General features: G+C 62.0%; 21 protein-coding genes. 7 read left to right on the plus strand and 14 right to left on the minus strand.

Annotated features, from left to right (window positions below; genetic code table 11):
• Positions 1 to 303: 303 nt before the first annotated feature.
• From EPN31_RS05290 to EPN31_RS05305, 4 genes are all read right to left on the minus strand, one after another.
• Positions 304 to 669, minus strand: coding sequence for a pyrimidine dimer DNA glycosylase/endonuclease V (locus EPN31_RS05290; RefSeq protein WP_291770540.1), 366 nt, complete (start codon positions 667 to 669; stop codon positions 304 to 306).
• Between the two features lie 138 nt (positions 670 to 807).
• Complete coding sequence (locus EPN31_RS05295; RefSeq protein WP_291770541.1) at positions 808 to 1,938, minus strand: diguanylate cyclase; 1,131 nt, start codon at positions 1,936 to 1,938, stop codon at positions 808 to 810.
• A 177-nt stretch (positions 1,939 to 2,115) separates the two neighbouring features.
• Complete coding sequence (locus EPN31_RS05300; RefSeq protein ID WP_291770598.1) at positions 2,116 to 3,318, minus strand: MFS transporter; 1,203 nt, start codon at positions 3,316 to 3,318, stop codon at positions 2,116 to 2,118.
• A gap of 68 nt (positions 3,319 to 3,386) precedes the next feature.
• Positions 3,387 to 3,512 (minus strand): hypothetical protein, encoded by a 126-nt coding sequence (locus tag EPN31_RS05305; protein ID WP_291770542.1) that lies wholly within the window; start codon positions 3,510 to 3,512, stop codon positions 3,387 to 3,389.
• 124 nt (positions 3,513 to 3,636) lie between these two features.
• Here EPN31_RS05305 and EPN31_RS05310 point away from each other — a divergent pair, with 124 nt between their 5' ends.
• Positions 3,637 to 4,044 (plus strand): DUF2231 domain-containing protein, encoded by a 408-nt coding sequence (locus tag EPN31_RS05310; protein ID WP_291770543.1) that lies wholly within the window; start codon positions 3,637 to 3,639, stop codon positions 4,042 to 4,044.
• 128 nt (positions 4,045 to 4,172) lie between these two features.
• On the opposite strand, the gene EPN31_RS05315 is transcribed toward EPN31_RS05310, so the two are convergent.
• The 6 genes from EPN31_RS05315 to EPN31_RS05340 all read right to left on the minus strand — a co-directional run bounded on the left by EPN31_RS05315 (position 4,173) and on the right by EPN31_RS05340 (position 9,861).
• On the minus strand, positions 4,173 to 5,102 hold the full coding sequence (locus tag EPN31_RS05315; RefSeq protein ID WP_291770545.1) for a class I SAM-dependent methyltransferase: 930 nt from the start codon (positions 5,100 to 5,102) through the stop codon (positions 4,173 to 4,175).
• A 49-nt stretch (positions 5,103 to 5,151) separates the two neighbouring features.
• On the minus strand, positions 5,152 to 5,928 hold the full coding sequence (locus EPN31_RS05320) for an ABC transporter ATP-binding protein (RefSeq protein WP_291770546.1): 777 nt from the start codon (positions 5,926 to 5,928) through the stop codon (positions 5,152 to 5,154).
• Positions 5,921 to 6,658 carry an ABC transporter ATP-binding protein gene (locus EPN31_RS05325; protein ID WP_291770547.1) on the minus strand — a complete coding sequence of 246 codons (738 nt, stop codon included), beginning with the start codon at positions 6,656 to 6,658 and terminating at the stop codon, positions 5,921 to 5,923. The genes EPN31_RS05320 and EPN31_RS05325 overlap by 8 nt, the downstream gene beginning before the upstream one ends.
• Positions 6,655 to 7,632: a branched-chain amino acid ABC transporter permease gene (locus EPN31_RS05330; RefSeq protein WP_291770548.1), complete on the minus strand. Its 978-nt coding sequence runs from the start codon at positions 7,630 to 7,632 to the stop codon at positions 6,655 to 6,657. The genes EPN31_RS05325 and EPN31_RS05330 overlap by 4 nt, the downstream gene beginning before the upstream one ends.
• Positions 7,633 to 7,635: 3 nt before the next feature.
• Positions 7,636 to 8,526, minus strand: a complete 891-nt coding sequence (locus EPN31_RS05335; RefSeq protein WP_291770549.1) for a branched-chain amino acid ABC transporter permease — start codon at positions 8,524 to 8,526, stop codon at positions 7,636 to 7,638.
• 117 nt (positions 8,527 to 8,643) lie between these two features.
• Positions 8,644 to 9,861, minus strand: coding sequence for an ABC transporter substrate-binding protein (locus tag EPN31_RS05340; protein ID WP_291770550.1), 1,218 nt, complete (start codon positions 9,859 to 9,861; stop codon positions 8,644 to 8,646).
• A gap of 238 nt (positions 9,862 to 10,099) precedes the next feature.
• Here EPN31_RS05340 and EPN31_RS05345 point away from each other — a divergent pair, with 238 nt between their 5' ends.
• The 4 genes from EPN31_RS05345 to ftsH all read left to right on the plus strand — a co-directional run bounded on the left by EPN31_RS05345 (position 10,100) and on the right by ftsH (position 15,403).
• On the plus strand, positions 10,100 to 10,810 hold the full coding sequence (locus EPN31_RS05345; RefSeq protein ID WP_291770551.1) for a FadR/GntR family transcriptional regulator: 711 nt from the start codon (positions 10,100 to 10,102) through the stop codon (positions 10,808 to 10,810).
• A 443-nt stretch (positions 10,811 to 11,253) separates the two neighbouring features.
• Positions 11,254 to 12,762, plus strand: a complete 1,509-nt coding sequence (locus EPN31_RS05350; protein WP_291770599.1) for a L,D-transpeptidase family protein — start codon at positions 11,254 to 11,256, stop codon at positions 12,760 to 12,762.
• A 39-nt stretch (positions 12,763 to 12,801) separates the two neighbouring features.
• On the plus strand, positions 12,802 to 13,368 hold the full coding sequence (locus EPN31_RS05355; protein WP_291770552.1) for a DUF882 domain-containing protein: 567 nt from the start codon (positions 12,802 to 12,804) through the stop codon (positions 13,366 to 13,368).
• Positions 13,369 to 13,555: 187 nt separating this feature from the next.
• A complete protein-coding gene (gene ftsH, locus EPN31_RS05360; protein WP_291770600.1) occupies positions 13,556 to 15,403 on the plus strand; it encodes an ATP-dependent zinc metalloprotease FtsH in 1,848 nt (615 codons plus the stop codon).
• Between the two features lie 53 nt (positions 15,404 to 15,456).
• Here ftsH and EPN31_RS05365 read toward each other — a convergent pair whose 3' ends face one another.
• Genes EPN31_RS05365 through EPN31_RS05380 form a run of 4 tightly spaced genes read right to left on the minus strand, consistent with a single transcriptional unit; the run spans position 15,457 to position 19,886 of the window.
• Entirely contained in the window at positions 15,457 to 16,995 is a 1,539-nt protein-coding gene (locus EPN31_RS05365) for a tripartite tricarboxylate transporter permease (protein ID WP_291770553.1), read from the minus strand.
• Positions 16,992 to 17,456, minus strand: coding sequence for a tripartite tricarboxylate transporter TctB family protein (locus tag EPN31_RS05370; RefSeq protein WP_291770554.1), 465 nt, complete (start codon positions 17,454 to 17,456; stop codon positions 16,992 to 16,994). The genes EPN31_RS05365 and EPN31_RS05370 overlap by 4 nt, the downstream gene beginning before the upstream one ends.
• Positions 17,453 to 18,430, minus strand: coding sequence for a tripartite tricarboxylate transporter substrate binding protein (locus EPN31_RS05375; RefSeq protein WP_291770555.1), 978 nt, complete (start codon positions 18,428 to 18,430; stop codon positions 17,453 to 17,455). The genes EPN31_RS05370 and EPN31_RS05375 overlap by 4 nt, the downstream gene beginning before the upstream one ends.
• Positions 18,431 to 18,476: 46 nt before the next feature.
• Positions 18,477 to 19,886: an FAD-dependent oxidoreductase gene (locus EPN31_RS05380; RefSeq protein ID WP_291770556.1), complete on the minus strand. Its 1,410-nt coding sequence runs from the start codon at positions 19,884 to 19,886 to the stop codon at positions 18,477 to 18,479.
• 177 nt (positions 19,887 to 20,063) lie between these two features.
• Here EPN31_RS05380 and EPN31_RS05385 point away from each other — a divergent pair, with 177 nt between their 5' ends.
• Both EPN31_RS05385 and EPN31_RS05390 read left to right on the plus strand, forming a co-directional pair.
• Entirely contained in the window at positions 20,064 to 21,218 is a 1,155-nt protein-coding gene (locus tag EPN31_RS05385) for an ABC transporter substrate-binding protein (protein WP_291770557.1), read from the plus strand.
• A gap of 103 nt (positions 21,219 to 21,321) precedes the next feature.
• Positions 21,322 to 22,203 carry a branched-chain amino acid ABC transporter permease gene (locus tag EPN31_RS05390; protein ID WP_291770558.1) on the plus strand — a complete coding sequence of 294 codons (882 nt, stop codon included), beginning with the start codon at positions 21,322 to 21,324 and terminating at the stop codon, positions 22,201 to 22,203.
• Positions 22,204 to 22,207 lie beyond the last annotated feature (4 nt).

Raw genomic sequence — 22,207 nt, forward strand, 5'->3', positions numbered from 1 at the left:
TTTGCGGTAAAGCCTGAGCCCCCTTGCTGACAGCTCCCTTGGACGTTTCCGTGAGTCTGTACCTCAGTGCGGGTGAGTATCATGCTCCCCGTGCTTGGCGAAAGCGGTAGAACGGGGAATGGCGGTAGCCTGAAATAGGGAACTTCGCTCGTGGCGAGACTTGTTCTCTTGGGCGCTTGGGGGCAGATCCTCACATGCCGCAGTCTATGTTAAGCGAGTGAGGCAAGCGGCTTGCCAGAGCTCCGAATGTTGCCTAAGATTGCATCAGGTTGTTCTACACAACGTACGGTATATCCGCCCGGGTTATTTGCTTCGTTCTTTGATCCTGGCCCGATTGATTGCCATCGCTTCAACGGTTGGTTTCCAGTCATTCCAGTAAGCATCTGGCACACCCGGGAAATTTTCCCGGCGTACACCCGAGAATGTTGGCTTGTACCCGCGCGCCTTCATTTCGCCGATCAGTTCGGCGTGGCGCCGGGCCAGGTAGCCCAAGCGGGTATAGAAGAAGAGCAGGTGGCCCTTGCCCAGCGTGTACTTTTCGGGCTGAGCAAGAGTACTGCGAGTAGCCGCTTTCTCTGCTAGCGCGAACACCCTAGGCAGTTCCCGGTACTCGGCAACGAGATGGGGGCCGCTAAGTTCTTCGACGGGTACGCAGTTGATGCGGGTCATGTGCTGGGCTTGAGTGAAAACCGTTTTATACCAGCTGTCGCCTTCTTCGGCTCTACCCCTTGACCTCCTCCCAAGACATGGACAGGCCTAAGCTGGAGAAATCGGGATGTTTGACCTCCTCCCATGGTATGGACAGGCCTACTGTACAGAATCCAGCATATCGTGCACGCCAGCGAACTGGCGTGCGAACACGGCTGGGGTGGCCCCCGCCAGCACAACGCGATTGCCGCCCTGTTTCTTGGCCGCATACAGAGCGCGATCGACCCGTTGCAGCGCCGTATCGAAGTTGTCGGCGCTGTCCAGCATTGTGGCGCCGAACGAGGCGGTGACCTGGGGCACCGGTGCTACGGATAGCTGTGCGATCGCCAGTTGCAGGCGCTCAGCCACCATATGCAGGGTAGCCGTATCGATGCCCGGCACGAGCACCAGGAATTCCTCGCCACCCCAGCGTGAGATGCATTCGTCCGGGCGCAGCAACGACTTGCAGCGCCCAGCAACCGCCTGCAGCACCAGGTCGCCGACTGGGTGGCCATGCGTATCGTTGACGGCCTTGAAGTGATCCAGATCCAGCATGATCAAGCCGGCCGGGCGAGTGCCATTGAGCAAGTCCCTGAGCACACGCTCGCCCAGACGGCGGTTGTAGATACCGGTAACCGGGTCACGGTGAAGCATGGTCTCCATTCGTGCACGCTCGGATGCCATCCGTTTGATCGTATCAGTCAGCCCGCGTTGCACCGGCAACAGTACCACCACCATGATGCTGACCGGCCCATACGCCATCAGCAGGTCCATGCCGCGAGGCGTCCACATCTCACCAGGATGAAACGCCAGGTAAGTCAGTATCGGCAGCGCGATCACCAGCCAGCAGAGCAGCGCTACCAGGAAAGCCCGGCGACCGGGAACGAAGATCATCACCATCGTCAGCAGTATCACGAACAGCGACGCCACTGGTGGCAGCACGTCGATCAGCCGTACCCCGGTCGATGCCGCCTGCAAGGTGTAGAACCAGGCCGGCGCGATCAGCATCAGCGCTCCGAGGGCCAGCGACACGTGCACGATAGCCTGCAACCACCAGGGGCGCAGCATCAGGGCAATGATCAGGCCGGCAAAGATCACGGCACCAGAGGGGGGCACGATCAGGTCCATCATGTGATGGACCGGACCAAGCCAATGGATCAAAGTGGCACTGACACTCGCGAACAATGTCAGCCACAGCATGATCAGGACGGCAACGCGTACGTAACGGTCTTCGGACTCTTGCGTGGGCATCGTCAGGCGCCTGCGAAGCGGGGAGGCCAGTGTAGCATTCGGCCCGACGGGGTCAGTGAAACGATGTCGATGGCAACACCGTCATCGCCTGGTTGAACGGGCGTTGCGCGCGCGCTTCGCCCAGAGCGAGACGAGGGTCACGAGGAACAGGTAGGCCTGTAGGGTGAATCAGGGGGGTCAGGCCATCTGGTGCCGCAGCCGGCGCAGCCGGCCTCCTCCGCTCTTGTAGAGCAGGAAGATCGCGATGAATGCGTTGAGCAGGTTCCAGGCGATGCCGTTGGCGAAGGCTGCCCAGTACGACAAGGTCAGGTCGTAGATCGCCCCCGACATCCAGCCGCCCAGGGCCATACCTACCAGGGTTGCCATGAGCACGATTCCCACTCGCACGCCGGTGCCTTCGGCCGGAAAATGCTCGCGCACGATGACGGCATAGGCTGGCACGATACCGCCCTGGAACAGGCCAAACAGGGCCGAGATCACATAGAGCGGCAGCAGCCCCTTGTTGAACAGGTACAGCCACAGGGCCAGGCCCTGCAGCACCGAGCCCAGCAGCAGCGTACGCAGTCCGCCGATCCGGTCCGAAATCCAGCCCGAGGCGAGCCGGCTGATGATGCCCATGGTCAGCATCAGCGACAGCATGTTCGCGCCGGTGGCCGCGCCATACCCCAGGTCGCCGCAGTACGCCACGATCTGCACCTGCGGCATGGCCATGGCCACGCAGCAGGCCACTCCTGCGATGCACAGCAGTGTCATGGCCATGCCCGTCGACAGCCCTAGGGGTCGGTCGCCGTCCGGGCGCGAGCGCGGGACCGAAGGGGTATTGGGGATGGCCAGGTTGATGGAGGGCGGTTTGCGGCGGATGCACAGCGCCAGCGGCAGTAGCGTCACCAGGCAAAACACGCCAATGCCCGTGTATGTCTGGCGCCAGCCGATCTGCTCCACGAAATGCTGCGTGATGGGCGGCCAGACGGCGCCTGCCAGGTAGTTGCCGCACATGCAGATGCCCACGGCCAGGCCGCGCCGTCGGGTGAACCAGAGGGAGGTGTCGGCCACCAGCGGTGAGAACAGGGCGGATGACCCCAGCAGGCCGATGACCAGGCCGTGCACCAGGTTGAAGGTCATGATGGTCTCGGCACTGCTCGCGAGCACGAAGCCGGCACACAGCCCCAGCGCACCCACGATCACTGGCACGAACACCCCGAAGCGGTCTGCCAGCCGGCCCATGAAGATGCCGCCGATTCCAAAACCCAGCATCGTCGCCGCATATGGCAGCGAGGCGCCCGCGCGGCTGACGCCGAAATCCGCCTGGATGGAGGGCAGCACGATAGAGGCTGCGTACATGCCGATATTGCCAATGGTCACCAATGCGAGGGCCACCATCAGCCGGATCCAGGCATAACGCGATTCGATTCCTCCGGGCTGAGGCGCGGAGACGGTCGTGGGCGCGTTCACAGGCAGACCTCGTACCCCGCCAGCGCATCGGGCCAATCGACGCAGCGGCATCCGTTTGTGTCCAGCCAAGCCGCCACGCGCTCGCAGAGGTCACCGCCAATCAGCAGGAGAGTGTGGGTCATCGTGCTCGTCATGTGCGCGCGTGTTGGATCAAGCCGCGCCTGGCAGGGCCTTGTGAGACGGCCCTATACTTTGTCATCCCCGGTGGGTCAGAGTGTACCGCCACATTCGTCCGAAACATTCATCATGCGCCATCCACTTCACCCGGTTTTGGTTCATTTCCCCATCGCCTGCTGGTCCCTGGCGACCTTTGCGGACTTCGCGAGCCTGCGGCCAGGCCAGTCCTTATGGCACTGGTCCGCCGGTTTGCTGTCCGTTGGCTGCTTGATCGCCCTGGCTGCCATGTTGGCAGGCTTGCTCGAATTTTCACGCGTTCCGAACGGCCCAGCCCTGCGGGACACCTTTCTGCATTTGAGTCTTATGGTGGTAGCGCTCATGCTGTACGCCTTCCGCTTGGTGCTGCGGATGGATCATGCGCAGCCTCTGCCCCCTGACGCGCTTTCGCTTTCGATCGACGCAGCAGCGTTCATCGTGCTCCTTGTCGGTGGCTGGTTGGGTGGGCGGCTCGTCTTCGGTTACGGCATCGGCCGATAAGCCAGCCTTCGGAGAGACCAGCGACCAGGCGGTGGGTTGATACCGCCCTGGCGGGTTCCATCGACCTGATTGCAAGACACCGCCACCGATTCGTCGCCTCGGGGCCGAAGCTCAACGTCCGGGGTCAGCTATTGCCGCCTGGCAACGACTTGCGCCAGAACAATCCGCTCCTCCTCGAGATTGCGCCGCTGGTTCTGGGCCATGGCCGAAAAATCTGATCCTAGGAGCACATGGAAGCTGAGCGGTGTGACGCCCTCTTTGCGGATCTTTTCTGCCAGCGCTACGAACCATGTACGCGCGGCATCGGTTGTATCCAACCAAGCCTTGATCTCAAACCCGGCGGCCTCAAGGAGACTGCGCAGTTCGTCCGACGTGGCGAGAAAGCTCGCTTCAGGGTTACGCGCCCAAGGAACCGGGAAGAGCACAGGGCCGGATGGCCCGGCGAGAACGTCATAGATCGCGAGCGTGCCCCCCGGCTTGAGGACGCGAGACATCTCCTTGTATAGCCTTGGCTTGTCCGGAATATTCATCGCTGCATGCTCCGTCCACACGATGTCGAACGAAGCATCTGGAAAGGGCAAACTTGTTGCATCGCCCTGGCGATAGTCGACGAGTTCGTCCAGGCCGGTCCGCTCGGAAAGCATTGCAGCCACACTGCAGTACTCGCCAGTCAGGTCGATGCCTGTAACGCGGCAGCCGAATTCCCGGGCAAGGCAACGAGACGTCCCGCCGACGCCGCTGCCCACATCGAGCACGCGTTTTGTAGCGTCGACCTTCGCTGCCCGAGCAAGTTCGAGCGTTGCTGCCCGACCGCGAATGTGGAATTCATCGATGGGCGCCAAGTCTTCCGGTGTGAGCCGATTCAAATTTTTACCAGCTCCTTCAAGCGCGGCAAGGATAAGGTCCCCTAGACCGGACCGGGTGTAGTGCGCCTGGACGGATTCGTTGACTTGCGTCGGAGTTGCCATCATCTCCCCCTTCATTGTGCCGCCGGAATCTCGCTTTTCTAGCACGACAGCCTTTGCTGAGCAAGCAATTTCCTTTTGCCGTAACGCCACCACCAATTTTGTCCTGACGCTCCGTCAGGTCACGGCCACGGGCGGCCCGTTAAAAGGTGATGCCCAGCCATTCCTTGACCTGGGCGTAGAGGTCGCCCTGGAAGTCTGCGGGTGTGCCTGAGGCTGCGATCTCCCCAAGGCTGAGAACGTAGATGTGATCGGCCATGGCGACCACCCGGCGCACGTTGTGATCCACCAGCAGGATGCCCATGCCGGCTGCGGCGAACTGCCGCACCCATTCGAAGGTCTCGGCGGCCACCTTGGGGGCGAGCCCGATGCTGGGCTCGTCGATCAGGCACACGCGTGGATGCACCATATAGGCCTTGGCAAACTCCAGCGATTTCTGCTGTCCGCCCGAGAGGTCGCCCGCTTGGGCGTGCAGCTTGTCGCGCAACATGGGAAATTTCTGCAGTGTGTCGTCCAGCCGCTGTTGCACGGCGTTGCCGAAATGCTTGCGGCGGCCGTCGAGCGGCAGGCGCAGGTTCTCTTCGACCGTCAGGAACGGAAAAAGGCTGGATTCCTGCGGGATGTACCACAGGCCCTGGTCGATCAGCGTGTGCGGCTCGTGGCCCGAGATGTCGGCGCCTTCGAGGCGTATGGTGCCAGACTTGGGCTTGAGGAAGCCGAAGATGGTCTTGAAGAGCGTGGATTTCCCCGCGCCATTCAGGCCGATGAGGCCGCTGATACGCCCCTTGTGCACATCAATGGACACGTCGCGCAGCACGTCGATGTCGCTCATGTAGCCCGACGTGACGTGATCCATTTGCAGGACGGTGGCTGGCGTGGCCGGGTTGGCGGGTGAGACTGGGGCGTTCAGGTCAGGCATGCGGGGTCTCCTCGGCTTCGTCGCCCCCCAGGTAGGCTTCCATGACGGCGTTGGATTGCAGGACTTCGTGGGTGGGGCCCTCGGCCAGTACCTTGCCGGCGTTCATGCACACCGAACGCGGGCAGAGATCGACGATGGTTGGCATGTCGTGACTCACGAGCACGAAGGTCTGACCGGCTGCGTTGCGCTTGCGGATGAATTGGGCCATGGTCTGCCGCATGACGGGGTGCACGGCGGCGAAGGGTTCGTCGAGCAGAGCGATGCGAGGCGTCACCATGAAGCAGGCACCGAACTCGAGCAGCTTGCGCTGACCGCCAGATAGTTGGCCTGCGTCGAGATACATGACGCGCGTGAGTTCGAGTTCTTCGAGCAGTGCCTCGGCACGCTTCTCGGCAGCTGCTTCTTTCATGCCCAGGGCTATGCCGCAGACCATCAGGTTGTCGAAGGCGCACATGCGGTTGAAGACCCGCGTCATCTGGAACGTGCGGAGGATGCCCAAACGGGTGAAGCGCATGGGGCCCAGGCCCAGGATGTTCTTGTCGTCGAGCCGCAGCGCGCCGGAATCGGCGTGCAGGTGACCTGACATCATGTTGAGCAGTGTCGTCTTGCCCGAGCCGTTGGGGCCGATGAGGCCGAGCAGTTCACCCTCGCGGACTTCGAGGCTGACGCCGTCCACGGCGCGCAGGCCGCCGAAGTGCTTCTTGAGCTGATCCACGGTGAGGAGCGTCATGGCGTGGCCCCCTTGTCGGCGGGCGTCTGGCGCGTGAGCAGGCGGCGCAGCAGGCCCCAGAGGCCTTCCTGGAAGAAGCGCGCGAAGATGATGACGAGCGTCGCGAAGACGATCATTTGGATGCCACCCACGGAACGCAGCATCTCGGAAGCCGTATAGACCAGCAGCGCGCCGATGAGCGGCCCCACGAGCGTCCCCATGCCGCCTATCATGGCCATGGCGATGACCATGCCGGTTTCCTGGATGAGGCCGAGCTCGGGGCTCACGAGCTGTGCGAAGGTGCCGTAGAGGCCGCCGGCGAAGCCGCAGATGCCGCAGCTGATCGCAAAGGCGGCAGTCTTGTAACGCACTACGTTCACGCCGCGGCTGGCGGCACCGATTTCATCGTCGCGGATGGTCTGCAGGAAGCGCCCGAAGGGGATGCGCATAAGCCAGTAGAGCAGCACTGTGACCGCCAGCAGCGCCAGCAGGAAGATGTAGTAATAGCCCACCCGGCTCTGCACCAGCGTGGGCACGTTGAGCCCCTGGTCGCCGCGGGTGAAATCGATGGAGTTGTAGACAATGACCCGCAGGATTTCGCCGAAGGAGAGCGTCGTGAGCGCCAGGTAGACGCCCGAGAGCCGCAGCACGATACGTCCGAGCGCCAGCCCCACGATGCCCGGGATGACGATAGACATGGGGATGCCGACCCACAGAGGGGCGTGCAGATGGTAGGCGAGCAGCCCCGTGGCGTAGCCGCCCACCATGGCGAAGGGGGCCGGCGCCAGCGAGAATTGGCCGCCCCAGCCGGCGAGGAGGTTCCAGCCGGCCGTGACGATGGCGAAGTACATGCTGACGATGAGTACCCCCAGCCAGTAGGGCGAGTGCACACCCAGGGGGATGAGCGCGAGTAGCGCCAGCAGGATGAGGCTGAGCCGAATTTCGCCGCGCAGCTTGCTGGTATGCAGATTGGGATTCTGGCGGATGCGCATCATGGGTCAGACCTCGCGGGAGCGTTCGCCAAACAGACCCTGGGGCATCAGCACCAGAATCAGGATGAGCAGGACGAGGCCATAGGCATCGCGGTAGTCGTATGAGATGTAGACGGCGCCGAAGCTCTCGATCACGCCCAGCAGGAGTGCCGCTACGATGCTGCCCGGGATGGACCCCATGCCGCCGATGACCACGATGACGTAGGATTTGACGGCCGGGAAGATGCCGACACTGGGGTCCAGGTTGATGACCGGCGCGAGCAGGGCGCCCGCAGTGGCGGCCAGCACGCCTGAGGCGACGAAGACCAGGTTGCTCGCGCGCGCCGAGTTGATGCCGGCGATGGAGGCGCCAAAGCGGTTCTGTGCCACTGCCTGGATCTGCCGTCCCCACAAGGAGTATTTGATGAAGAGGGCGAGCCCCACGAGCAGTGCGATCGACAGGCCCGCCGTGATCAGTTTCTGCCCGCTGAGCAGGAAGGGCCCGACGGCGACGCGCTGCGCGTCCCAGAGCGCCGGGCCGAGAATGGGATAGGGCCCCACGACCTTGTTGACCAGATTGATGAGCAGCAGCGACAGCCCGAAGGTGACAACCACAGCGTATTCATCCTTCATGAAGCGCCAGGAACCGTAGCCCTGATAGAGGGGCCGCATCAGCAGGCGCTCGGTGGCCCAGCCGATCATGGCCCCCGCTACGGCCGCCATGGGCAGCGCCAGCCAGGGCGAGACCCCCAACCCGATGGCGATCATGGTGTAGGTGTATGCACCGATCATGTAGAACTCGCCGTGGGCGAAGTTCACGATCTTCAGGATGCCGAAGATCATGGTCAGGCCGACGGCCATGAGTGCGTAGTAGAGCCCTGTGATGAGCCCGGTGAAGAGGAGTTCTAGCGGTAGCACGCGCGTACCTCCGGGTGCCTGGTGTTTTTCAAGTGCCCAGACCGGTCAAACGGAACACTTGTGTGGGGATGCGGTGTGGACATGTGCGGTCCGCCGTGTGGGCGGACCGCGTCTGGCCTAGTGGGTGGGACGTTCGAGCTTGCTGACGTCGATAGGCTGGCCGGGTGCCTGTACCAGCGTGGTCTTTGCCAGCGGCTGGTTGACGGCCGTGATCTGGTAGGTCACGTAGGGGATGTCAGCCCATTGCTGGTAGGTGATACCCGGCTTTTCGGAGAACTTGAACTCGCCGCGCACCCCCTTGAAGGTGCCGGTCTGCAAGGCGTGAATGATGGCCGCATGATCTGTGGATTTGGCCATCTCGATGGCTTGCGCAATGAGCAGTACTGAGTCGGCTGCCTGGAAGGTCAGGCGGTTGGGTTCGTGCTTGAACTCTTTCTCGTAGGTGGCTGCTACCTGTTTGCCCAGTTCAGGCATGGGCATCCCAGGGTGGTAGAGCCCGAAGGAGATCATGTACTTGCCGGCATCCTTGACGTTCTGCCAGAAGTCGGGGTAGTCGGAGATGCCGCCGCCGTCATAGAACCAGGTCTTCTTGCTGGGCGCGACGCCTTGCTGATAGAGCTGGTTCATCATGATGTAGGCCGCCGGCGGCAGCGCCATGTTGGCGATCATGTCGGGCTGGTTGGCGCGCAGCGCTAGTACCGTGGGCGTGAAGTCTTTGCCGGCACGGTCTATGGTGATGTACTTGTACTTGATGTTGGGCGAGTGTTCAGCCAGCAACTTGCCCAGCACCTTTGCCTGGCCGATTCCGTAGTCGGTGTTCTCGGCGATGGCGACGATGCTCTTGATCTTCATGGCTGCGATGGTTTCAGCCATGGCGGTTGCTACCCGCGTGTTGTAATTGGCGGGGTTGAAGACTTCGGGGTAGCCCTTTGTGCGGATGTCGTCGGACCAGCAATTGGTGTCGATGTAGGGCACCTTGTAGCGGTGCACGACTTCGAGTTCGGCCAGGCAGACCGAGCTCTGGTGACTGCCCGTGATGGCGACGACGTGATTGGTGGTGATGAGCTTCTCGACCGCGGCGCGGCCCTTTTCAGGGATGCCCTGGTCGTCTTCGTAGAGGATCTTGATTGGGCGCCCGAGCACGCCACCCTTGTCGTTGAGCATCTTGGTCATGATATCGATGCCGTGCTTGACCTCGGTGCCCTGAACCACCGAACCCGGTGGCGACTGCGTGAGGCTGACCCCGACCGGGATGGGGTCGGCCGCTTGCGCGGTGCTGGCCAGGCCGAAGATGGTGGCTGCCACCGCGGCCACTGCAAAACGTAGTTGTCTCATGGAATCCTCCTTTGGGTTCGTGTCGGGCCGGTCCGCGTGTGGCTGCTGACGGCCGCTGCGGACCAAAGACTTATTTTTTTGTGACCGGTCTGACTGGTCATGCTAATTTGGCACTCGTTGAGTGTCAATAATTGCTTGTTCATAAAGTTTTAGGCCGAGGTTTTTGTACGTTTTCAGCATGAACGGACAAAGGTACAGGCAGGCTCATCCGGTCTGACCAGTTCGTTTCGTGGGTGCCATGCATATGCAGAAAAAAAAGCTTTCCATCGTCCAGAGCATTGCCCAAGAGATCCAGGACCGTATCCAGCGTCGAGAATGGGTGCGCGGCAACCGCCTGCCGGGGCAGCGGCAACTGGCTGAAGCACTGGGGGTCAGCCGCGCCTCTCTGCGCGAGGCGATCACCGTCCTCGAAGGCCTGGGCATCCTGCGTAGCGAGCCCAGTCGCGGGGTCTTTATCGCCAGTGGCCGCGAGCGGGGGCAGGGCAGCGCTTATGGGCGATGGCAGTTCCAGGGACGCTACGCGCTGCGTGACGTCTACCAGGTGCGCGCCCAACTCGAAGACATGGCCGTCATGCTGGCGGCCCGGGTAGTGACGCCGTCGGGGCTGGATCGGCTGCGTGCCACGGTGCGGCAGATGGAAGCAGCTGCGCGCGTGGGCGATCTGGTCGCCATGTCCGAGGGTGACCACGACTTTCATGCGTACATCTTCCAGCTGGCAGGCAGCCCGCTGCTGCTGGATACCCTTACCAGCATACAGGATCTGGTCGAGGGCAGCCGCCGCGTGGCTTTCGCCAACCCGGATCGTGTGGTGGAGCCTATTGCCGAGCATGCGTGCGTGATCGAGGCGCTGGCCAGCGGCTCTGCAGATAAGGCCCGCGCGGCCATGCGCGCCCACCTCGTCAATGTGGCGGATCGCTCGGGTGTGCGGCTCGACCTGGATGCACCCTAAGCTTGGAACCGGCTGCAGTATTTGCCAATTTATGCCGCAGTCACCGGGGCCTTACGGCGCCACGTCCTCATCGGGGTAGTGGTGTGCAAACCAGGTACATCCCCCGCCTCCCGCACCGACCAGTTCAGTTACGACCTGTAGTGCTTTCATCGGCAACCTGGGGCAGAATTGCTACGCCACAAAAGGGGTTGCCATGAAAAGAATATTGTTGGTCTGCGCGTTGTTGTCCCTGCTTTCCGCTTGTGCAGTGTATACCCCAGGCGGATCGGTGGTCGTTGACCCCGATCCGGGTTATGGGCACGGTGGATTCTGCCCTCCGGGGCAGGCCAAGAAGGGGAATTGCTGAGTCGAGCGGATCGCCAAAATGGGGGGTGGTCTTGGGCAATACCAGATTCAGGAATACGGTCCGCCTGTTATTCTTGGCATTTGCGCTATGCCTTCACTTGGCGTGTTCGGCGGCGCAAGACACTTTGTTATGGTTTGACCACGGGCGACCGACATCACAAGCTATCCAGGCGGCGGAATTTTTAACCACCGCGGATTTGGATGGTTTGGCGCCTGCGGACTACCACGCACAACCTTTGCGAAAGGCACTGGATCAGGCGGCACACGGGCCGATGCAGCCTGCGTCCGCCATTGCCGAGCTGGATGCCGCGTTGACTGCTGCCATGCAACGCTATCTGCTTGATCTGCATCAGGGCAGGCTTGATCCGCGAGTTATTCATCAGTATTTCAAAGCGCCTCCGGCAACCACCTATTTTGATGCCGCGACCTATTTGTCCAATGCCGTTGCATCAAATCAATTGCCCGAGGCGGTGCATCTGGCTACGCCGCGCATACCTTTGTACGCCAAATTGCGGCAGGCCCTGGCCGAATACCGTCAGTTGCTTGGCCACCCAGCCTGGAAAATCGACTTGGCCGTCATACCTGGGAAAAAGCTGGAGCCGGGGCAGGCTTATGAGGGGATGGCGGTCCTGACGCAGCGGCTTGTCGCGTTGGGTGACCTACGCGCAAATACACCGGTACCCGCGCGTTACGAAGGTGCACTGGTCGATGGCGTTCGCGCATTTCAGCAACGCCATGGGCTGCTGGACGATGGCATTCTTGGCAACGCGACATTCAAGCAATTACAGGTAATGCCGGCTCGCCGAGTGCGCCAAATTGAGTTGACCCTTGAACGCCTTCGCTGGACACCGCTGCTTCAAGCACCGCGCATGGTAGTGGTTAATATCCCTGAGTTCGTTCTGCGTGCTTATGAAGTGAGGGACGGTAAAGCCACTGTCCGAGTGAAAATGAAGATTATCGTCGGCAGCGCGCTGGACAAGCGTACGCCTGTGTTCGACGAGGACATGCGTTTCATTGAGTTCAGCCCCTACTGGAATGTACCTCTTTCGATCGCCCGTTCCGAAGTCATACCGCGCCTGCGCCGCGATCCTGGATACTTCCAGCAACAAGGTTTCGAATTCGTTACGAAAGGAGGGCAGCCGATAAGTACGTTGTCTGATGCGAACCTGTTGGCCGTGCAGCAGGGTCAGTTACGTATCCGTCAGAGGCCTGGCCCCCACAATGCCTTGGGGGATATAAAATTCGTTTTTCCGAATGATCAAAACATCTATCTGCACCACACGCCTGTGCCTCAGCTGTTCGACCGCGACAGGCGGGATTTCAGCCACGGTTGCATCCGCGTCGAAGACCCGGTCAGCCTGGCGAGATTCGTTCTTCAAGACGATCCCGAATGGACCGAAAAGCGCATTCGCGATGCCATGTCGAGCGGCACGTCAAAAACAATCCGTTTGAAGCAACCCCTGCGGGTATTGATCACTTACAGCACAGTGATCGTCAATAATGATAAGGTCTACTTTTTCCCCGATGTGTACGCACAGGACGACTTGCTCGAGAACGTATTGAGACACCGCGTTCGTGCTGACCCTCTCTCCGTTCCTGTGCAATAGCCAGTCGAATACAAGCTTTCCGCTACGGCGCCATTTATCATGACTAAATCATTTACCTCCTCTCGACGCCAGTTTCTTTGTTATTCCGCGGGCGTTGTTACATTTGGAATTGGAGCAACCTATGCTCCGCGAGTGCTGGCAAGCGATACACAGGCATCCAGCCTGTCTTTTAACCATACGCATACCAAGGAAAATATTTCGCTGATTTATTCCGAGGGTGGCCATTATGTGCCGCAGGCGTTAAACCGCTTGAACCACTTTTTGCGTGATCACTATACCGGAGACGTGGGAGCCATGGATCCGGAATTGTTTGATGTTTTGCATCGCATCGTATTGGTGCTGGGCACGGCCTTGCAGCCATTCCAGGTCATTTCCGGCTACCGCTGCCCAGCCACCAACAACAGATTGCGCGCCGCCAACACTGGAGGCGTTGCTAAACATAGTCTGCACATGGATGGGAAGGCAATCGACATCCGCCTGCCAGGCGTTCCACTGACGGAACTGCGGGACGTCGCGCTATCGCTGAAAGCAGGAGGGGTTGGGTACTACTCTCGTGAGCAATTCGTGCATATCGACACCGGCAGGGTGCGCCACTGGGGCGCTTGAGCAGGCCGTTATAAAAGGACATTTGAGCCAGCCCCGCCGGCCTCCTGTCCCAGCGCGCCCGAGGCCTGGGAATGCCACGAAGACTTCCAGGGCGGGTTTTGGATGATGGTGGATATCCATTCTATCCAACGTTCTATTCGGTTGCAGGTGCACGGAATCTCTAGATCGGAGGTCGGCGGCGATGGAATTGGACAAGAAAACGCGATTCAATGTCTGGTATTGGGTCGGCGCAATGGCTGTGCTCCTGCTGTTCCAGTATTTCTTCGCGGCCACGACGCAGGTCGCACAGATACCGTACAGCCAGTTCCTGACTTATCTGAACGAGGGCAAGATCGCCGAGGTTGCGGTCTCTGATCAGTACATCCGTGGCACCTTTACCCAGGCAATCGAGGGGCATACGAAATTTGCCACGACCCGCGTCGAACCGGATCTGGCCCGTGAGCTGCAGGCGCATCATGTCGTGGTCACGGGGCAGATCGAGAGCACGTTCCTGCGGGATCTGTTGTCGTGGATTGTGCCGACGCTGCTCTTCGTCGGGGTCTGGATTTACCTGTTGCGACGCGTGGGATCGGGTCTTGGCGGTGGTCTGATGCAAATCGGCAAGTCCAAGGCCCGGGTTTACATGCAGAAGGACACGGGCGTCACTTTCGATGATGTGGCGGGTGTCGACGAGGCGAAGGACGAACTCAAGGAAATCATCGACTTCCTGAAGGACCCGGAAGGCTACGGGCGGCTTGGTGGTCGCTTGCCCAAGGGGATTCTGCTGGTCGGTCCGCCGGGCACGGGCAAGACCCTGCTCGCGCGTGCCGTCGCGGGCGAGGCCGGCGTGCCGTTCTTTTCGATCTCTGGCTCGGAATTCGTCGAAATGTTCGTGGGGGTTGGCGCCGCCCGTGTACGCGACCTCTTCGAACAGGCACGGGCCAAGGCGCCCGCCATCATTTTCATTGACGAACTCGACGCACTCGGTCGTGCGCGCGCCATTGGGTCGACGTTCGGCGGGCATGACGAGAAAGAGCAGACACTCAATCAGCTGCTTGCGGAGCTGGATGGCTTCGATCCGTCGAGCGGCCTGGTATTGCTGGCGGCCACCAATCGCCCGGAAATCCTCGATCCCGCGCTCCTGCGTGCCGGGCGCTTCGATCGCCAGGTTCTTGTCGATCGCCCTGACAAGCAGGGGCGCGTTCAGATCCTTGGCGTGCACCTGAAGAAGTCGAAACTGGCGGCTGACATCTCGCCTGAGGAAATCGCCGCGCTCACTCCAGGGTTCACCGGGGCCGACTTGGCGAACCTCGTCAATGAAGCCACGCTGCTCGCTACCCGGCGTAGAGCGGATGCGGTGACGATGAGGGACTTCACCAATGCCATCGAGCGCATCGTGGCGGGTCTCGAGAAGCGCAATCGCCTGCTCATTCCGAAGGAGCGCGAGATCACCGCATATCACGAAATGGGACATGCGCTAGCGGCAATGGCGCTACCCGGCAGTGACACGGTCCACAAGGTCTCGATCATCCCGCGCGGCATCGGCGCGCTGGGATACACCATTCAGCGCCCTACCGAGGAACGTTTCCTCATGACGGGCGAGGAACTCGAAAACAAGATGGCCGTCCTGCTTGGCGGCCGTGCCGCGGAAAAGCTCGTCTTCGGGCATCTGTCGACCGGTGCGGCCGACGACCTCGCAAGGGTCACCGATATCGCTCGCGCCATGGTCACCCGCTATGGCATGAGCGCGCGCCTGGGACACGTCACGCTGGAAAGGGAGCAGCGGTCGTTCCTCGCGCGGGATCAGGTCTTCCTCAGTCCTCAGGAACGCAATTACTCGGATGAGACCGCCTCGGCAATCGATGCCGAAGTCAAGCGCATCGTGGACCAGGCCTTCGATCGCACGCTCGCGCTGCTAGGGGCGCACCGGGATGCGCTTGATCGCTCCGCACAATTGTTGCTGCAAAAAGAGACGCTCGACGAAGCGGATCTGCTGCCGTTTCGCGAGGCGGTCACGCAGCGGCCCGGGGCGGGAGTGGGACAGCCCGAAGCGTAGGGATTCCGGTCGGTATCGCCGGTGCTCCGTGGCCGCGGCGATCCGACCGTTCTTCAGGTTGCCGCTTCCTTTTCCTGCTTCAGCCCCGGCTGGTTCCGCCGCTTCAGTACTTTCCACACGAACGCCGCGATCTGCACGCCGATCAGCAACGCCGATGCGGCGATGAATCCCGCGCTGATCGGCCGCTCCAGAAACACCAGCAGGTCGCCGCGCGACAGCAGCAGGGCACGGCGGAAGTTTTCTTCGACGATGGGCCCCAGCACGTAGCCCAGCAGGATGGTGGCGACGGAGAAATCCAGGTAGCGCAGCACAGCGCCCAGAATGCCGAACAACAGTACTTCACCAACCTCGAACAGGCTGTTCTGGGTGCTGAAGCAACCGATGGCGATGAAGAACAGCGCAGCGGGGTAGAGGTACTTGTAGGGGACCTGAAGCAGCTTGACCCACAGGCCGATGAACGGAATGTTCAGGACGATGAGCAGCAGGTTGCCGACCCAGAAGCTCGCGACCAGGCCCCAGAAAATGTCGGGGTGCTCGGTCACCAGTTGCGGGCCGGGCTGGATCCCCTGGATGAGCAGGGCGCCCAGGATCAGCGCCATCATGGCGTCGCCCGGGATGCCTAGGCTCATGGTGGGGATGAAGTCCACCTGTGTCTTCGAGTGCGACGCGGCCTCCGGAGACGCCACGCCTTCGATGGCGCCGTGGCCGAATCGCTCCGGTGTCTTGGAGACTTTGCGCTCCAGCGCGTAGGCGACGAAGGTGGTGATGGTGGGGCCGGTGCCTGGAAGCACGCCGAACAGGGTGCCCACGGCCGTGCCGCGCAGCATGGGGAAGAACGATTTCTTCAGTTCGCTTCGGGTCGGGCGCATGTCGCGAAAGCGCATCCTGGCGCCGCTTCCCACGGTGCTCATCTTGTTGACGCTGAGCAGGAATTCGCCCACGCCGAAAAGACCCATGGCCAGCGCCACCAGGTCCACGCCATCCTGCAGGTGCATGAGGCCGAAGGTGAACCGCATGGTGCCGGTGTTGACGTCGGTGCCGACCACGCCCAGCAGCAGCCCGAGCAGCGTCATGGCCACACCTTTGACGGCTGAGCCGCGCGACATGGTCGAGCCCGCCAGCAGGCCCAGCAGCATGATGGAAAAGAGTTCCGCAGGGCCGAACTTGAAGGCGATTTCCACCAGTAGCGGTGAGAAGAACACCATGATCAGGATGCCGATGGAGGCGGCCACGAATGAGGCGATCATGGCCACGGCCAGCGCGGCGCCGCCGCGGCCCTGCAGCGTCAACGGATAGCCGTCCAGGCAGGCGACGGCGTGGGGCGGGTGTACGGGCAGGTTGAGCAGGATGGCGCCGATTGCGCCGCCGTACATCGAGCCGTAAAAGATTCCGGCCAGCATGAGAATGGCCGCCACCGGGTGCATCACATAGGTTAGCGGCAGCAGGATGGACATGGCGGTGAGTGCGCCCAGTCCCGGCAGCACGCCGATGAGGTTGCCGGCAATGACGCCGAAGATGGACCACATCAGGTTATGTGGCTCGAAGGCAATGCCAAAGCCGTACATCAGGTCCAGCAGCGCCTTTTCGATCATGGTGCTCCCCACATGATCAGGGGAAACTGGATTCCCAGTGCCCACCAGAAGATCGCGACAGCGACCGCGCAGACCGCGACCGACAGGATCAGTGCGCCCTTCAGGGTGTTCTGGCGGTCACCCAGTGCGGAGATGAAGACGATGCTGAAGGTGGCAGGCAGCAGGCCGGTGTATTTCCCCAGCAGGATGAACGCCACGATCCCGCCTGTGATGCACAGCCAGCCCCTCCATTCTGGCCTGCCCTTGCCGTTGCTGACGTTTTGGCCGGCCAGGCCCTCGAGGGCGATGATGATTCCGCACAGCACCATCAGCGCGCCCACGGCTGCGGGAAAGAAGCCCGGTCCCATGCGCCGCAGCGTGCCCAGGTGGTAGCCCGTCCCTTCGGCGATGGCACCCAGCCCGAAGAGCACCATCAGGGCCCCGCCGTAATAGTCTTTGTTGATTCGTTTGATCGCCATCATTGCAAACGGATGTGCTGCTTGCGAATGATGCCGCCCAGCAGCTGGGCTTCCTTTTCCACCCGGATCCGCATGTCCTGCGGAGTAGTCCCGACCGCCTGCCAGCCCTGTACCACCAGCTTCTTGCGGATGGCTGGGTCCTTCAGCGCGCTGATCACCACGTCGGAAACCTTCTGCTGGGCCGCCGCCGGCAGGCTGGCGGGCCCTACCATCGCGGTCCAGACCTCCAAGGTGAAGTCCTTCACGCCGGCCTGGGCCAGGGATGGGATGCCGGGGGCCAGGTCGCTCTCCTGGGCACTGGTGACGCCGATGGCCTTGAGTTTGCCCGCTTTGACCTGAGGCAAGGCTGTGCCGGGCGGCATCAGCGCCATCTGGACCTGGCCGCCGATGAGCGCCGTCACGACCGCCGGGTTGCCGCCGTTGTACGGGATCTGCACGGGGGCCAGGCCGGGCACGTCGCTTTTGAGCAGTTCCATGCCCAGGTGCGAGACCGAGCCGATCCCGACTGACCCGTAGTTCCACTTGTCGCCTTCCTGACGTGCCTTGTCGAAGAAGGCGGACCCCGATGGTTCATTCGCCGGTGCCACCAGCACCAGCGGTGCGGTGGTCAGCAGGCTGATGAAGCTGAAATCCTTCATGGGATCGTAGGGAAGGTTGGGATAGAGCAGCGGCGACGAGGTCAGGTTGCCATTGATGACGATCCCCAGAGTATGTCCATCTGTGGCACGGGCAACGTATTCGGCGGCGATGTTGCCGCTGGCGCCGGACTTGTTTTCCACGATGATGGGGACGCCCAGTGCCTTGGACATAGGTTCGGACAGGGTGCGGGCCACCATGTCGGGCGTGGAGCCGCCCGGGAAGCCGACGACCAGCTTGATAGGTCGCGATGGCCAGTCCTTGGCGAACACCGTCATGGGGGCCGCAATGGCAGCCGCAGCGGTCGCTGTGGCTTTCAGGATGAAGGTTCTGCGTTGCATGGTGGATAGGCTCCTGGTATCAGGTGTTGGTTGTACGAGAGGAAGTCTAGTGCTCGGCGATGGCGGGTGGCAGGGGATCGCCGGGTTGCCCGAGCCAGGCGCCGTCGCGCCGCAGTGCGTCTTGCAGCGGGGCGATCGCCAGGTTGCGCGGCGGGCAGCCGGCCTGCAGGGCCAGTGCACCCCCTGTGCCGGCGGCCTGCCCCATGACGAAGCAGCCACCCGAGACGCGGGCGGCGGACTGGCCCCCGTGGGTCATGCTCGCGCAGCGCCCCGCCACCAGCAGGTTGTCGATGCCCCGGGGCAGCAGCATGCGCCAGGGCAGGTGATTGAAGCCACGACAGGCGGCGCGGCCCTGTGCGGTATCCGTGCCATGCGGCCATCTGAATTCCACCCGCCCCGGCAGGTGTTCCTCGACGGGCCAGGCGTTGACTCCCACCGTGTCGTCGAAGCTTGCGCAGGACAGTACGTCGTCCTCCGTCAGCACGTAGTCGCCCACGATGCGGCGCGTTTCGCGCACGCCGAGCTGGGGCGGCAGGTCGAGCAGATAGGCTTGATCGAAACCCGGCATGTCCCGGCGCAGGAAGCGCATGAATTCGGCTGCCTGGTGCCGGCCCTGGCTCTCGGCAGCGGAAAGCTGCCGCGCGTCGGTGCCGTCCACGGGACCACCGTCGGCACGCGCGAGCTGCGTGACGTTGGCGCGCCACTCGGTGGGGTTTTTCTGTGGTCTGAGAATCGGGCTTTGACGGGCGAAGTGCTCCCCCCGCGCCTGAGCGGCCTGCATGTGTTCGGCGACGTGGCGCCAGGCATCGCCCGCGCGCCCTGCGTCGACTCCGCCGATCCGCATCATGGTGCTGGGATACAGCATGGAGTGCCCGTCACTGCCCTTTTCGAAGGGTGCGCCGGCGTGAGCGGCCACGTCGGCATCTCCGGTGCAGTCCACGAACAGACGGGCGCGGATGGCCGCCCGCCCCGACTTGGTTTCCACCAGCACTACGTCGATGTGCGCGGCGTCGCGCATCTGCACACCCGCGATCCAGGCGTGCAGCAGGACTTCCGCGCCCGTAGACGCCAGCAGTTCGTCGGCGGCGACTTTGTAGGCGGCGGTGTCATAGGCCTGAGCGGCAATGCGGCCGCCGAACAGCAGATGTGGGACATTCAGCCCGCCCAGTGCGGCGATGCGGTCCAGCAGCTCGGCGCCCGTACCCTGGACTACTTGGCGCAGCGTGCCATGGACGTTACCGTGCAGGCCGCAGAAATTCGTCACGCCTGCGGCTGTTCCCATGCCTCCGAGAAAGCCGTAGCGTTCCACCAGCAGGGTGCGCGCACCACGCCGGGCGCCTGATGCCGCCGCAGCCAGGCCGGCCGGACCGCCTCCCAGGACGAGGATGTCGACCTCGTCCAGAACGGGGGTGCGGCGTGCTGGTTCGGTGATGCTGAGTACCTGTGTATCGTCCATGAACGACTGACGGTGACTGGAGTTGTCAGCAGATTACAACGATTTGTCCGTTTTCACTGATCTGGCTTTGCACTAGAATCTCGCTCAAGCTGCGTTTGAGTGGCAAGGTGTCGAGGGACAATTTCGAGGATTGGCTCATTCCAGCGTATCTCAGCTAAAACCAGAAGAGGTCTCAACATGCAAGGTATACGCAATTTGCTGCTCGTGTCGCTCGTCGCGGCCGGCAGCCTGACGGCAGCCCAGGCGGCCGACATCAAGATCGGCGTCGCGGAAGCGCTGTCCGGCCCAGCTGCTCAGTATGGTCATTCGATCGAGAACGGTTTCCAGTTGGCCGCGTCCGAGATCAACGCGGCGGGCGGGATCAACGGCAACAAGATCAAGTTCGTGGTTGAAGACGAGCAAGGCAAGAAGGACGACGCCATCAACGTTTTCAAGAAACTGATCTTCCAGGACAAGGTCCTGATGGTCTTCGGACCGACGCTGTCGAATTCTGCGCAAGCTGCCGATCCGATCGCTCAGGGGGCCAAGACGGTCGCCTTCGGGACCTCGAACACGGCTGATGGGATCACTTCCATTGGTAATTACATCTTCCGCAATTCGGTGACCGAGGCCGACGTGCTGCCGGTGACGCTGTCGGTTGCGCAGCGGAAACTGGGCATCAAGAAGGTCGCTGTGCTGTACGGCAATGACGACGTATTCACGGTCAGTGGGTACGACAACTTCAAGAAGGCCCTGTCCGACCTGAAGATCCCGGTCACCACGACGGAAACCTTCGCCAAGGGCGACGTGGACTTCAAGGCACAGCTGACGAAGATCCAGAGCACCCATCCGGATGCGATCGTGCTGTCGGCGCTGATGGCCGAAGGCGGTCCCATCATGGTTCAGGCCCGCCAGCTTGGGATCAAGCTGCCGTTCATCGGCGGTAACGGCATGAACTCGGTGAAGGTCTTCACCCTGGCTCCGGGTGCTGCGTCCAATGATCTGTGGGTGGGCAGCCCGTGGTCGATCGACAACGACACGCCGGAGAACACCAAGTTCGTGGCGGCCTATAAAGCCAAGTTCGGTGCCGCACCCGATCAGTTCGCTGCGCAATCCTACGATGCGACCCATATCGCCGTGCAGGCGCTGAAGAAGGTGAAGCTCAGCGGCAATCTGGCGGCGGATCGTACGGCGCTGCGCGACGCGCTGCCGGCCGTCAAGTGGACGGGAGCCACCGGTGCGTTCGAGTTCGTCCAGTCCAAGACCAAGGCGGGGAAGCCGGCTGGTTATGATGCCAAGCAAACGGCCATCATCAGCGTGACCCGCAACGGCAAATACGTGATCGAAAAATAATCGGTTCAGTCCTGTGCCCGCATGGGCAGTGTCCTGTCTGGTTCTTCCGTTCAGGCCCCTAAAATAGGCGTGCGAATCAACCAAATGGCACATCATTAGTCCCATGCTGGCACAACAACTCATCAATGCTCTATCGCTGGGGTGCGTCTACGCCCTGTTTGCACTGGGCTTCACGCTGATCTTCGGCGTGCTGGACGTCATCAATCTGTCGCACGGCGCGATTTTCATGGTGGGGGCCTACGCGGCGCTCTACACCATTGCGAGCCTGGGGATGCCGTTGTGGGCCGGGCTGCTGATCGCCTTTGCGGTGGCGGGTCTCGGCGCTGCCGTGATCGACCGGCTGGTGCTTCGGCCGCTGCGTCGCCGCGGCGCTCCGCAACTCATCGCCATGATCGCGACGATCGGCATCAGCATCATTCTGACCAATGGCGCTCAGGGCATTTTTGGCCCGAACAATCAGCGCTTTCCGCATGGCATCGTCCCCACCGATACGCTGCAGGTCGCCGGCATCCGCATGACGGTCGTGGAGCTGGGCATCATCTTCCTGTCGCTGGCGCTGATGGTGCTGCTCATGCTGTTGATGCGGCGTACACGCTTCGGACGCGCGATGCGGGCGGTGGCCGAATCCCCCAAGGCGGCCTGGCTGCTGGGCATTGATGTGGAACGGCTGTTTCTCACCACGTCTTTTGCTGCGGGCGGCCTGGGCGGGATCGCTGGTGTGCTGATTGGCCTGTATTCGGACGCTTTGTATCCCCTCATGGGTGAGCCCATGCTGCAAAAGGGCATCGCGGTGGTGATCCTGGGCGGCCTGGGCAGTATTCCGGGCGCCATGCTGGGGGGCCTTTTCCTGGGGTTTTCGGAGGTTCTGTCGGTCGCGTATGTGGGGTCCACGATGCGCGATGCCGTGGCTTTCGGATTGCTGTTTCTAGTGCTGTTGCTGCGCCCGCAAGGGTTGTTCGGCAAGGCCGTTCAACGCAAGGCGTGAGGCC

Origin of the sequence: Castellaniella sp. (assembly GCF_004321985.1) — a bacterium.
Classification (GTDB): domain Bacteria; phylum Pseudomonadota; class Gammaproteobacteria; order Burkholderiales; family Burkholderiaceae_B; genus Castellaniella.